Source organism: Nostoc sp., from assembly GCF_036916985.1.
Taxonomy (GTDB): domain Bacteria; phylum Cyanobacteriota; class Cyanobacteriia; order Cyanobacteriales; family Nostocaceae; genus Nostoc.
Window position 1 is genome coordinate 15,053 of sequence record NZ_JBALFD010000076.1, and the last position, 12,810, is coordinate 27,862.

General features: G+C 44.3%; 14 protein-coding genes. 9 read left to right on the forward strand and 5 right to left on the reverse strand.

Annotated features, from left to right (window positions below; all coding sequences use genetic code 11):
* Window position 1 precedes the first annotated feature (1 nt).
* The gene (locus V7L07_RS24575) at window positions 2–874 is read right to left on the reverse strand and encodes a phosphodiester glycosidase family protein (RefSeq protein ID WP_335061442.1); all 873 of its coding nucleotides are present in this window, start codon (window positions 872–874) and stop codon (window positions 2–4) included.
* Between the two features lie 179 nt (window positions 875–1,053).
* Between V7L07_RS24575 and V7L07_RS24580 the strand changes: the two genes are divergently transcribed.
* The 3 genes from V7L07_RS24580 to V7L07_RS24590 all read left to right on the forward strand — a co-directional run bounded on the left by V7L07_RS24580 (window position 1,054) and on the right by V7L07_RS24590 (window position 2,916).
* A complete protein-coding gene (locus tag V7L07_RS24580) occupies window positions 1,054–1,674 on the forward strand; it encodes an rRNA large subunit pseudouridine synthase E (RefSeq protein ID WP_335061443.1) in 621 nt (206 codons plus the stop codon).
* Between the two features lie 181 nt (window positions 1,675–1,855).
* Window positions 1,856–2,197, forward strand: coding sequence for a hypothetical protein (locus V7L07_RS24585; RefSeq protein WP_335061444.1), 342 nt, complete (start codon window positions 1,856–1,858; stop codon window positions 2,195–2,197).
* A complete protein-coding gene (locus V7L07_RS24590; RefSeq protein WP_335061445.1) occupies window positions 2,197–2,916 on the forward strand; it encodes a DUF6745 domain-containing protein in 720 nt (239 codons plus the stop codon). The genes V7L07_RS24585 and V7L07_RS24590 overlap by 1 nt, the downstream gene beginning before the upstream one ends.
* A 42-nt stretch (window positions 2,917–2,958) precedes the next feature.
* Here the strand turns inward: V7L07_RS24590 and dcd are convergent, their stop codons facing one another.
* On the reverse strand, window positions 2,959–3,528 hold the full coding sequence (dcd, locus tag V7L07_RS24595; RefSeq protein ID WP_334697832.1) for a dCTP deaminase: 570 nt from the start codon (window positions 3,526–3,528) through the stop codon (window positions 2,959–2,961).
* An 86-nt stretch (window positions 3,529–3,614) separates the two neighbouring features.
* Window positions 3,615–4,151: a P-loop NTPase family protein gene (locus tag V7L07_RS24600; RefSeq protein WP_335061446.1), complete on the reverse strand. Its 537-nt coding sequence runs from the start codon at window positions 4,149–4,151 to the stop codon at window positions 3,615–3,617.
* A gap of 347 nt (window positions 4,152–4,498) precedes the next feature.
* On the opposite strand from V7L07_RS24600, the gene V7L07_RS24605 reads away from it, so the two are divergent.
* The 6 genes from V7L07_RS24605 to rnhA all read left to right on the forward strand — a co-directional run bounded on the left by V7L07_RS24605 (window position 4,499) and on the right by rnhA (window position 10,214).
* On the forward strand, window positions 4,499–5,122 hold the full coding sequence (locus V7L07_RS24605) for an adenylate kinase family protein (protein WP_334697816.1): 624 nt from the start codon (window positions 4,499–4,501) through the stop codon (window positions 5,120–5,122).
* Window positions 5,123–5,379: 257 nt separating this feature from the next.
* Window positions 5,380–6,123, forward strand: coding sequence for a ribonuclease PH (rph, locus tag V7L07_RS24610; protein WP_335061447.1), 744 nt, complete (start codon window positions 5,380–5,382; stop codon window positions 6,121–6,123).
* A gap of 274 nt (window positions 6,124–6,397) precedes the next feature.
* On the forward strand, window positions 6,398–7,120 hold the full coding sequence (pgl, locus tag V7L07_RS24615) for a 6-phosphogluconolactonase (protein ID WP_335061448.1): 723 nt from the start codon (window positions 6,398–6,400) through the stop codon (window positions 7,118–7,120).
* Window positions 7,121–7,348: 228 nt separating this feature from the next.
* Window positions 7,349–8,221, forward strand: a complete 873-nt coding sequence (locus tag V7L07_RS24620; protein ID WP_335061449.1) for an FHA domain-containing protein — start codon at window positions 7,349–7,351, stop codon at window positions 8,219–8,221.
* Window positions 8,222–8,396: 175 nt separating this feature from the next.
* Window positions 8,397–9,140, forward strand: coding sequence for a M50 family metallopeptidase (locus V7L07_RS24625; protein WP_335061450.1), 744 nt, complete (start codon window positions 8,397–8,399; stop codon window positions 9,138–9,140).
* A gap of 165 nt (window positions 9,141–9,305) precedes the next feature.
* Window positions 9,306–10,214, forward strand: a complete 909-nt coding sequence (rnhA, locus tag V7L07_RS24630; protein ID WP_335061451.1) for a ribonuclease HI — start codon at window positions 9,306–9,308, stop codon at window positions 10,212–10,214.
* Between the two features lie 106 nt (window positions 10,215–10,320).
* Here the strand turns inward: rnhA and cruG are convergent, their stop codons facing one another.
* Together cruG and cruF are read right to left on the reverse strand one after the other, a co-directional pair.
* The gene (gene cruG / locus V7L07_RS24635) at window positions 10,321–11,526 is read right to left on the reverse strand and encodes a 2'-O-glycosyltransferase CruG (protein WP_335061452.1); all 1,206 of its coding nucleotides are present in this window, start codon (window positions 11,524–11,526) and stop codon (window positions 10,321–10,323) included.
* 236 nt (window positions 11,527–11,762) lie between these two features.
* Entirely contained in the window at window positions 11,763–12,671 is a 909-nt protein-coding gene (gene cruF / locus V7L07_RS24640; protein WP_335061453.1) for a gamma-carotene 1'-hydroxylase CruF, read from the reverse strand.
* Window positions 12,672–12,810: the final 139 nt, after the last annotated feature.

Here is a 12,810-nt window from a genome sequence, read left to right on the forward strand (position 1 = left end):
TTTAAGCACCAGGTATTATGGGGCGATCGCCTTTTTGAAACCTTACCCATGACTGTTGTAAATCAGCAGGAGCAGGATTCTTGCTATCATAAACAACAATCACATTAGTTAGTGGGCGTCCAGCGGGGACTAGAATTTTACCACTAGCAGCAAAGGCTTTTGACGCACCACCATCTAAGTTCATCGCTTCGTGACAGCCGATCGCTTTCATCACTTGCGCTTCTTGCTGTAAAGTTAAACCACTATCAAAATTTATCAAAAATAGCTTTGTACCATCAGCAGGAAACCCGATCGCAGTTCGTTCGCCAGTACCTAAAACATGAGGATCTTTAAATCCCTCAACATCCGGCTTCAGCCAAATTTGTCCCTGTCTCAATAGCCGAGGCCCGCAGGTGATAGACAACCAATGTTGATTCCATTGCGGTTTACCATCAACCCGTGCTGTCACCATTTCCGGTTTATTGCCAACTCGTAACCCCAAAGTAGTGCCAAAATTTTCCCACTGGCTGTATTTGAGGAATCTCCCTGCCGCTACCATATTACCCATCACTGTTTTCTGAGAATTCTTGGCAAAAAAAGTGCCATTAGCAACGACAGCAGCGCGATGACGAGCTACTAGGTTGTTAAATTCTTCATCACCACTAGTTTTTTGATTAGTATTAGCCAAAGTTGCATTATTCGCTAAACCAATAGTAATGAAAGTTTTGGGGTCAGTAAGGTCAATAATAGTTTGATAAAAAGAGAAACCATTTACCTTACCCCTCTTCACTTGGACAGTTTGAGCGGTTGCGGGGAGTGCCAATGTTAATCCTTGTGCCAAGACAGCACCTCCTAAAAACAAAAAAGACCGCCGGGACATTTTAGAACTTGGCATAATCAACCCTTCACTATATCGTTTTTATTAGGATGCCCAAATCCTTGGAGAATTTTGCCCAACAAACACTCATGTTATGGAGAGTGGAGAAAGGGAGTAGGGGAGGCAGGGAAAGAAAAACTATTGATTATTGCCCAGTCCTTAATATCCAGTCCCCAGTCCCCAATACCCAATACCCAATGACTAATCATTACCGATATATTATTTTTTACAAACCTTATGGCGTTCTTAGCCAATTTACAAAAGATACTCCCACCCACAGCACCCTCAAAGATTATATTGATGTGCCTGATGTCTATCCTGTAGGACGTTTAGACTGGGATAGTGAAGGATTGCTACTGTTAACAAACGATGGACAATTGCAACATCGCCTCGCCCATCCGCGTTTTGGTCATAAACGTACTTATTGGGTACAGGTAGAGCGAATTCCAGATGTTTCTGCTATCCAAAGGTTGCAAACAGGTGTGGAAATTCAAGATTACCGCACTCAACCAGCAGAAGTTAGGCTTTTACCCGAAGAACCACAGTTAACTGAACGCACACCGCCAATTAGATTTCGCAAAAATATACCGACAGCTTGGCTAGAAATGACTTTGACAGAGGGAAAAAACCGCCAAGTACGGCGGATGACTGCGGCTGTTGGGTTTCCGACTTTGCGACTGGTCAGGGTCAGCATAGCTCACCTAAAATTAGATGACCTACAATTGGGTCAATGGCGCGACCTCACTGCATCTGAACTCCAATTTCTACATCATTTCAGTAAATCGAAAAATTTTCCCTCAAAGGCAAATGTTCTCTAAAGTAGTCTTGAATCAGTAATGAGTCTGAATCCTCCACTGATTAAAGAGTTAATTGGATATTTTTTTATTTGGAAGTCCCTAATTATTGTAAAGACGGCGATTCATCGCGTCTCTTGTCTTAACTGAACAGTATTGAGGGTTACTCCTAATATCATGAGAAAGGTATTGTTATCATAGAAAAATGTTTAACAACAGCAATAACTCCCAAGCTAATCAAAGTAGTGTTCTTTACAGACATGGCGACGTTCTGGTCAAACGTATTGTTACCTTACCTGTCGCTGCTCAAAAGCGCATAGGTGCTACTCTCGCTCATGGTGAAATCACAGGACATAGCCATCGCATTCAGCAATCCAATGCTGTTCAGTTGTGGGCGTATGGTAGTGACCTTTTTCTTGAGGTTAAAGAAGCAAGTGCTACTTTAGTTCATGAAGAACATCGGGCGATTGAATTACCCCAAGGGCTTTACCGCGTCTGGAAACAACGTGAATATCGCCCTGATACTTATGTAGAGGTGATGGACTAATGCTCAAGATGATGTCAAATGGACGCGTGCCAAATAGACCAATTAAGCAGCGCCCCAAGGAAAGTCACGAGCCTATATCAGCTGAAGTTGCTCGAAAACTTATCCTTGAGCATCGCGCCTGGGATGGTATGCGTGTTTTGGGTCATCTAGATTTAAGCAATGCGTTGGATCTTTACAATCTACCTGAAAATCTAACCTGTGAAAGTATTGATATCAGCGATTGTGTAAACCTCACTACACTTCCCAAAGGACTGCATGTTACTTATTGGATCGAGTTGGCGGGAAGTGGAATCACCAGTCTATCTGCGGGGCATGGTTTTGTCTTACGCTGGCGAGGCGTGCAGGTAAACGATGCCTACGGCGGGCTGCGCCTACGCATTGCCTTTGAATCCCAGTCAATCACCGGGCAGGATATTCTCAATATAGAGAATGTTGAGTTGCGCCGCGTACTGATTGAACGTTTGGGATACGAAACATTTTTGCAGCAGGTGGGAGGATTGATCCGCGATCGCGATCGAGATGTTGGTGGAGAACGCCAGCTAGTCTACATTCCTTTTGAGGATGACGAGCCGCTTATGGTCTTGAAAGTCACTTGTCCCTCTACAGGACATATTCATATCCTGCGCGTTCCACCTTATACGCAAAGTTGTCATCAGGCAGCCGCCTGGATTGCAGGCTTTGATAATCCAGATGATTATAACCCTGCGATCGAGGCTTAACAATCCATCTTACTGCTGTAATTTCATAGCTAAAGTCACAATTTATACTTTTGCCAACGTCACTATTTCTAGCTGATCCTGATATTTTCCCTGACGAGTTTCATAACTAATAGCGCAGGGTTCGCCTTCTAAAAATAGTAATTGCACCACGCCTTCATTAGCGTAAATGCGACAGTCAGCACTAGAAGAATTAGAAAACTCTAAAGTTAAATGACCCCGCCATGCAGCTTCAGCAGGTGTTAAATTTGCAATTATTCCACATCTCGCATACGTAGATTTACCTATGCAAATCACGGTAATATTCTCAGGAACCTCCAGTTTTTCTAGAGCAACCCCCAGACCATAGGAATGGGCAGGTAAAATAAAATAACTACCATTGGCATCTGTATGCAGTGCTGTTGGCTCTAGATTCTGCGGATTAAAGTTTTTGGGATCAACTACAGTTCCGGGAATGTGGCGGAAAATGCGGAACTCAGCCGAAGAAAGGCGTATATCGTAGCCATAAGAAGATAAACCATAGCTAATTACAGGTTGAACCGCTACAGACTCATCTTTTTGCACTTTTCGGATTAAACTTGGCTCAAAGGGCGAAATTAGACCCTGTTGAGACATTTCAGTAATCCAGATATCGTTTTTAATCACAACTTCACAGCTAATTCAAACCGAATTACTAGGATATCCTGAATTGAGTATTTTGTTTAAGGTCGATAACTCCGGCGGATTTCTGTAATTTGATCTGCTACATCCAAGAGAGACTTAGGCATCTCTGGCCCTGTAAGAATGATATCGACGTGGGGAGGGCGTTTTGCCAAAAATGCTAAAACTTCCGTTTCAGGAATTAAACCAAAGTTAATCGCTAAACTTAACTCATCTAACACTACGAGAGAATACTTGCTCTCACATACTACTTGTTGTGTATACTGCCACAGTTTTTGTAAAGCTTGGTTTTCCGTATCATCTAGATGTGGTGTATCAATACAACGAGGCAAATCACAGCGAATCCAATCTAAATTTTGTCCTAGTTGTACAGGTCGATCCTGTCCTTGACGAATGCCTCCTTTGAGGAACTGGACTATTAATACTGTTGTTCCTTGTCCAGCTATTCTCAGTGATTGAGCCATGACGCTCGTAAAAAAATTGCGATGGGGGCTAGTGAAAACTTGTACTAGCCCTTCAACTGGATATGGTAGGGTAAGGGTTGAATTGATACTTTGAGTTTCTAGCTGGGCAACCATAGTGTTAGGTATTAAAAAGTACAATAAATCAAGAGTTTATACTAACAATTTTTTTTGTCAATTTGCGTGTATAATCAATCTGTTTTTCACAGATGTGATGGATTTGGCAAATTGCATTCTTAGTCAAACATTACGTTTGTGTTGAAGTCAAGAGTTATTTTAATTTAAATTTTTTTGTCTTGATCTCCGAAATAAGTTGTAAAAATGAAAACATAATAGGTACAGTTCCAATTATTTAAACAAGTTGGGTAGAACATCTGAAAATCGCTAAATGTTAGATTTGCCGTTTATTTGGGCAAAACAGACTTAGTTAGTAGCGAATTTGACAGGATGAGGAGTAAATTGTTGTGAGATTGGTGATTCTGGGAGGTTCAGGATCGGGGAAAAGCACTCAAGCACAAAGGCTTTGCAGATACTTTGATATTCCTCTGATTTCTACAGGTGAGATTTTGCGGGAAGCAATATCTGGGGATCAGCGCCTACCGGAATTTCGATGGTTGGAAGGCGATCCCCGGACTTCTCTTTCGGTTTACGCTAGTTTGAGTGAACTAGGCTACCACGCACAGCCCTACATACAGAAAGGTGAGTTAGTTCCCGACGAAATGATCGTTGAATTGATCAGAATACGTCTCAGACAACCAGATATTAACTGCGATTGGGTGTTAGAAGGTTATCCCCGTACTGCCTTCCAAGCTGAAGAATTAGATTTTTTATTGGATGATTTAGGGCAAAAGCTAGATTGGGCAATTTATCTCCAAGTTCCAGAAGCGGTAATGGTTAGTCGATCCTTGGGGCGATCGCTACCAGATGACCAACCAGAAATCGTGCAGCGCCGTGTAGAATTATTCTACGATCGCACCATTCCCATCTTAGAATACTACGATCGCCGTCGCTGCTTATTGACCATCAACGGCGATCAGTCACCAGAAATGGTGCAGCAAAATATTTTGACTCTGCTTTCAGTTCCTTGAAGAGTGCTGAGTGCTGAGTGCTGAGGGAGTTAGGAGTTGGGAAGAAGCAAGGGAGCAGGGAGCAGAGGAGGCAGGGGAGGCAGGGGAAGAAAAACTATTATTGCCCAGTCCCCAATCCCCAGTCCCCAATCCCCAGTCCCCAATCCCCAGTCCCCAGTCCCCAATCCCCAGTCCCCAGTCCCCGGTCCCCAATGCCCAATACCCAATAACACTAAGGTAATCTATAAGGCAGTACTGTAAAACTTGAGGCAACTCCAATGGCTTGGCAGCGTCCTGATGGTCGTTTTCCCTACGAACTACGTCCGATCAGTTTTTACCCCAACTTCACCCGCTTTGCCCCTGGTTCTGTTCTCGCAAGATGCGGTGATACTCAGGTACTTTGTACTGTTAGCGTTAATAAGGGAGTTCCAAAGTTTCTTGAAGGAACTGGTAAAGGCTGGTTAACTGCTGAGTACCGGATGCTACCATCTGCTACTCAAAAACGGCAAGAAAGGGAATTATTGAAATTATCTGGACGGACGCAAGAAATTCAACGTCTAATTGGACGTAGCTTACGCGCAGCAGTGGATTTTGAGGCACTGGGAGAACGCACGCTGACTGTTGATGCTGATGTGTTGCAAGCGGATGCCGGAACTCGGACAACAGCTATTACAGGCTCGTTTGTGGCGTTGGCTCATGCAGTTTCTAAATTGTTGCAAGAGGGCGTGTTGGAGCGATCGCCTTTATCTGGTCAAGTTGCAGCAGTTTCCGTAGGATTACTGGAGGGAGAGCCATTTTTGGATCTTAATTACATAGAAGATGTGTCTGCAACAGTAGATTTTAACGTGGTAATGAATCAACACCTGGGAATCATTGAAGTCCAAGGAACAGCCGAAGAAGGCAGCTTTAGCCGCACTCAGTTGGATCAACTATTAGATGTGGCTCAAAAAGGAATTCAAGAATTGTTAATTGCCCAACGTGAAGCGATCGCAGACTGGGAAAGTTTGTTTGTAATTAATTAGGTTTATTAATTTTTAATAAGAATTAATAAATGTATCCTTTGTGGCGTTAATCAACCAAGTATCAAGTAACTGGATGTAAATAAAAATAATCATGACATTGATCAGTAGTTAGTGGGACTAACTACTGACAATTTACCGTTGAAGGTGATAAAGAGGGTCTACGTTTTTCCAGTCTACTTATATCGACTATGTTAAATATTTCAAAAGTTAAAAAGGGGGATTGTAATAAGTTCGGTATGGTATTGCTGGAAGCCAGCAATATGATGATGAAGCCATGAACAAAACCGTTGAAGTTCTACCGGATCAGCCGGCGCTGGTTGCACGAGCGCTAGAATTAATTCTGTCTAAGTTAGAAATTGCCATTGAGCAGCGTGGGCGGTTTACCATCGCCTTATCTGGTGGCAGTACACCTAAACCGTTATACGAAGCGATCGCTACTCAAAAACTACCTTGGGATAAAATTCATATATTCTGGGGGGATGAGCGCTACGTACCACCAGATCACCCCGATAGCAATGAACTGATGACGCGTCGTGCATGGCTAGATCGTGTTGATATCCCAGCAGCTAACATTCACCCCGTATCGACTTTAGAAGCCAATCCAGAGCTATCTGCTGCGAAGTATGAACAACATCTCAAAGAATTTTTCAATTCTTCTGGGGTTGAGTTTCCTGCATTGGATGTAGTATTACTAGGAATAGGTGATGATGCACATACCGCATCTTTGTTTCCCCACACAGAAGCTCTCAAAGTACGCGATCGCCTAGTTACTGTGGGTAACAAAGACGGAAACCCCAGGATCACTTTCACATACCCCTTCATCAACTCTGCTCGCAGCGTAATTTTTCTGGTTGCTGGTGCTAATAAACGACCAGCTTTAGCGCAAATCTTTGCACCTGTGGCCGATGATTTCACTTACCCATCCCGCTTAATTCGGCCCCAAGGAGAACTTTGGTGGCTGCTGGATGCAGCAGCAGGTTTGGAAATCCAACAATAATTGGGTATTGGGGACTGGGGACTGGGTATTGGGAACTGGGCAATAATCAGGCAATAATCAATAGTTTTTCTTCCCCTGCCCCCTCCCCCTCTGCCCCCTTCCCCCTGCGTAAGAGTGTCTAATTCATTGTTCCATTAGCAGTAATTGCTAGAATCTAAAGTTAGGGCCGCCCTCTGCTTGCCAGTCCTACCTATATTTATGATGATCTTGAACAAAGGCTAAATATCGATGATCGTCTGCCCTAATTGCAATCATCCCAACCCTGATGGTGCTGTCCAATGTGAAGCTTGTTATACACCGTTACCCGCGACTACTAATTGTCCCAGTTGTGGGGCAAGTGTGCAGGCAGATGCTGCATTTTGCGGTCAGTGTGGCTATAACCTTCACTCAGCAGGAGTTCCACACGTTCATACCGCAGTAGCTACAACAGTGACTCCAGATATTTCTGTGGAAGTACCGCCGTTAGTACCACCCGATCCACTGCTAGAACTTTTACAACCAAATGCTTTGGGAATCGGCGAATCTACTAACTCCCGTCCCTCCGAATCATCTTTACCACCAACAGAGGTAGCAGTTCCCCCAGAACCAGCGCCACAGATACCTGTTACACCAACTAGCCCGCCAGAACCAGCGCCAACCATCGCAATTCAACCTGTAGTTTCTGTACAAAGTATTCCTACTCCACCACCTTTGGAACCAGAACCGATCTCTGAAGCCGAAGTATCGCCGCCACCAGCAACAACTACAACTGCTGCTAGAACGCAATTGCAGCAGGTTACAGCGCGGTTAATCCACGTTCAAAGCGATCGCTTAATTGAATTGCCGCAAAATCTCTCTGTGGTTCATATCGGTAAACCCAATGACCGGATTCCCCCTGATATAGATGTTTCAGGATTTACTAATTCAGAAATTGTCTCGCGGATTCATGCAGATATTCGCGTCGAGGGAGATGCTCACTATGTAGAGGATGTGGGAAGTTCTAATGGCACTTATATTAATAATTTGCCACTTTTACCAGGCAACCGTCATCGCTTGCGACCAGGCGATCGCATCAGCTTAGGTAAAGGAGACTTGATGACATTCCTCTTTCAACTTGCTTAACTGATTTTCGCTCAATTGTGATATCAGTCTTCCGAATTTGAGATTTTGAATTTTGGATTTTAGATTGAAGAAATAATCTAAAATCTAAAATCTAAAATCCAAAATTGAATGCCCCACGAATTAATCGGGGGAATAATCTAAAATCTAAAATCTAAAATCTAAAATCAAGTGTCCTATGAGTAAATCAAGTAAAAATTTTGAAACCTTACTTACCAAAGAAGCCCCACCAGTTGTTGAACGTATGGGACTTAACTGGCTAGTTGCCGCAGCGATCGCAACTGCTTTATTGTGGCAAGTACCAGGAGGGGATTATATCTTATACCCATTTACAATTCTGGCAACTTGGTTTCATGAAATGGGTCACGGCTTAATGGCACTGCTATTAGGGGGACAGTTCCAAAAATTAGAGATTTTTAGCAATGGTTCCGGTGTCGCAACTTATGGCATCCGGTCATTATTGGGGCCAATTGTCCCGGCAATAATCGCCGCCGCCGGGCCAATGGGGCCGCCTATTGCCGGTGCAGCCTTGATTCTGGCTTCCCGCAGTTTTACAGCAGCAACCCTCTGTTTAAAAATATTAGGGAGTTTTCTGCTATTTTCGACATTAATTTGGGTGCGTTCCTGGTTCGGATTGGTGGCAATTCCCTTGCTGGGTTTAATAATCTTAGGTATCGCCCTGAAAGCACCTCGTTGGGCGCAAGGTTTTGCTATTCAATTTCTGGGTGTGCAAGCTTGTGTAAGCACATACCATCAACTTGATTATCTATTTAGTAGTTCTGCTGGTCCCCTTGGAATTTCTGATACAGCGCAAATGCAGCGATATTTGTTTTTACCTTACTGGTTTTGGGGCGGGTTAATGGCGATCGCATCTCTGGTGATTTTAATCCAAAGTCTCCGTGTTGCTTATCGTTCTGAGTGAAGGTAACAAGGCACTACAAAAAAGGCAATTGAATGCCAGTCTTAGAGATTGCTATTTGTGCAAGCGATTCTAGAACTAAAGGAAAAATTTATCAGTATAATAGCCTGGATATTGTTAAAAAATTGCCGCTAATAACTCTTGCCTTCGCGCTTCGATACTTTAAGCATGTCCACCCAACCCACAATTCAAAGCATATACACCGATGGTGCTTGCACCGGTAATCCTGGCCCTGGCGGTTGGGGTGTAGTTGTCTACTTCAGCGATGGCTCAATCCACGAAATAGGTGATGCATCCCCTCATACCACTAATAATAAAATGGAGATGCAGGCTGCGATCGCCGCTCTGCAATTTCTACAAACGTCTAAACAAGCAGAACCTATCACCCTTCATACCGATAGCGAATACCTGATTAACTGCGTTACCAAGTGGGTGAAAGGCTGGAAAAAGAAAGGCTGGAAAAAAGCAGATGGTAAACCCGTCCAAAACCAAGACCTTTTAGAAATCTTAGATGAACTCAATACCCAACAGGTAAAATGGCAACACGTCCGGGGACATTCTGGTAACATAGGTAACGAACGTTGTGATGCGATCGCTCGCACTTATGCAAGTGGCAAAACCCCTTCCCTACAACAATTATCTTCCACAGATTTTTATAAAACTTTACCTTCCACAAATGAACTAAATGTAGCAAAAGTAGCTGATTATGAAAAAAACTCTAGAATAATTAACCAAAGTCCGCAAGAAATCAGTACTTCTGCACCAGAAATAACCGTTATGGAACCATCAACTGGGCCAACTGCGGCCGTAACCGATGAAAAACCGCCAGAAATGAGGGTTTCGCAACTCCGCAGCTTGGTCGAAACTCTGCGTATAGCTGACGAAATTTCTGAAAAAGGCTACTTAATCACCAGTTCTGAGTTAGCAGACTTGATGGATGTCCATGCCAGCGCCGTCACCAGTCGTGGAGATCAATGGCGCTGGCGAAACTGGATAGTGTCACGGGTACGCCGTGAAGGAAATCAAATTCTTTGGGAATTGGAACGCGGGGATAAAGTAGGAGGTGAAGAGGACTAAGGAGTGCTGAGTGCTGAGTGCCGAGTCCTGAGTTTTGAATTTTTAACTCCTCACTCTAAACTCCCTACTCAGCACGGGCTAAACGCCCCGCTACCGCTAACAGCACTCACAACTCAGCACTATACTTGCGTCCTCGCCACTCGCGCGGCGTGTTGAATGCAGATAAGAAGATTCGCAGTACAGCTAAGGGATCGGCAAAAGGGGAAAGCCAGAACAACCAGCTGCCTTTAGCGCTTGTGCGATCATAGGAAGGTGCGATCGCTATCAGCATCGCAAAGCGAATTACTACCAGGAATAAATTCAGTCCCAGTAGCAAGAGTGGGGGAATGGGCAAATGTGAGAGTGGGGGAGAAATCAACAAAAAAGTAAGGACGATTAAAAGGGGTAGACCTTGAACAGATGTGAGTAGCCATAAATCTCCCCACAACTGAGAACGAGAAGTTGCATCCTTAAGATCGAGACTCCGCCCCCATTCCTTCCACGTCTCTATTGCCCCTTCATACATCCTTACCTTTACCACCTTTGCACCATCTAAAAAGCCTACCTTATACCCTTGAGCAGCAATATTTCGTGCCAAGGTAACATCATCACAAAAAGAACTCTTCGCACTGCTATAACCACCTACAGCCGCTAAAACGGAGCGACGACACAAAAAACACTGCCCATTTGCCATTACTCGTTCTGGCCGCTCTGTATTGATCCCCGCCGGGTCAAATCGGTAAAGTAAAGTCATCAACAAAGCAGGTTGTAGCCAGCACTCCCCAGGATATTTGAGGATGAATTGGGGTGAAAGGGAAACAAGGTCATAGCCTTGTGCTTCGGCCATCTTCACCAAACCAGCAACTAAACCAGGATGTGGTTGGATATCAGCATCCAGCCCCAGAAACCACTGACTAGCTTCTGAGCTATATAGAAAACCATTATGCAACGCCCAAGGCCGCCCCACCCAACCAGAGGGTAAGGGATCATCTGTCATCAAGCGAAAGCGCGGATCTTTCTGCTGTGAGGCTTTTACCAAGTCGGGAGTACCATCACTTGACTTACTGTCTACAACCATAATTTCCCGAACTTCATAGCTTTGCTGACTTAAACCAGCCAACAGAGGGCTAATGCGAAGCGCCTCGTTGAGTGTAGGAACAACTACGCTAACCTTACCCAAAAGCTCAGGTGTTGGCTGTTGGGGTTCTATTGGAGGATGGCGTCTTGGCCCCTTTAATAGGCGCGAAAACAAAATCGCCGTTGCTGGTAATTGGATAAGTAGCAAAAAAAGGCAAATGGCGCTTTCTACTATCAAAGCGTTGTTATTATTCATTATTCATTGGGCATTGGTCGTGGGGCATTGGGCAAAACAGTTCCGAGTTCCGAGTGCTGAGTGGGGAATCTCACTTCTTTACTCAGCACGGGCTAAACGCCCCGCTACCGCTAACAGCACTCAGTACTCAGCACTCCTGAAGGGCATGGGGCATGGGGCATTAGGTGGGTATTCTCCTAGTCTCCCCAGTTCCCAGTCCCCAATCCCCAGTCCCCAGTCCCCAGTCCCCAATAGACTTATTTCAAGGCAACTTCAACCTTGGCTACTGATACTTCTTTGGTTACTGGTTCAAAAGTAACTTCAGTAAGTGTGGTTGAACTCCTGAACCACAGCGCTAGGGCAGGAGTTACACCTAGTAATAAACCGAGTAACACAGGGATAGAGAACCCAGCTGCCAAGCTAAGACCGGCGGCGAAGGCAAAGTTAGTTAAATAAACTACTAAAGGTAGATTAAGTTGCGATCGCTCTAATTTAATCGAGGTATTTCTCCACAATAATCCTGCCACACTCATAAACAGGGCACTAGTACCAAACCAACCTGCATAGTTCTGGTAAGGTGTTCCAAAAAAAGCTCCTGGTTGTTCCCAATACCAGAAGGGCAAAGAAGATTGACTCATAGCTGGCTCAAGGGCAAAGTCCCAGCAAGTGAAGAGTAAAGCACCAACAGCTATAGCAGCAATATGGCGTCCCCAACTGGGTTTTTGAGCCACTTTCAAACCAGTTCTAGCAATTAAGTAAGACGACAGCCCAACATAGAACCAAGATAAGGGAATTGTGAAAGGAACTAGCCCCCCAATTTTATAACCCAAACCACTCAAGTAACTATAATCACCAAATGGAAATCCTGTACTAGTTCCCAGTAGTTCACTCCCCAAGGAGATAAACACAGCCGGCAACATAAATGCTAGCCAAGTTCCTAATCCCAACGTCCGGTAAGCATAAATAGAGACAGCTATTGTCCCCAAGATGATATCAACTACACCACCGCCAGCCATACTTAACTCTATGGCAGTTTCTCCAACCTGCGACGAGCTTAAAATTATTTCGGCATTAGGTACGACCAGTAGCATCCCTACTAGTCCAAAGGCTTTTGACACGATATGACCAATGAGGCATACGCGTTCAGCAATAACAAGTTGTCTCATGATAATTCCTTAACAAGATGTGACACGCGGCTACTCGGCTGCTAACAGTTTACAAATCTTTAACAACATATTTAACTACTTTGTACCGCAATTATCGACAAACTTGTTTGGCTTTCTTGGGAAGAGCATAACAGCCTAT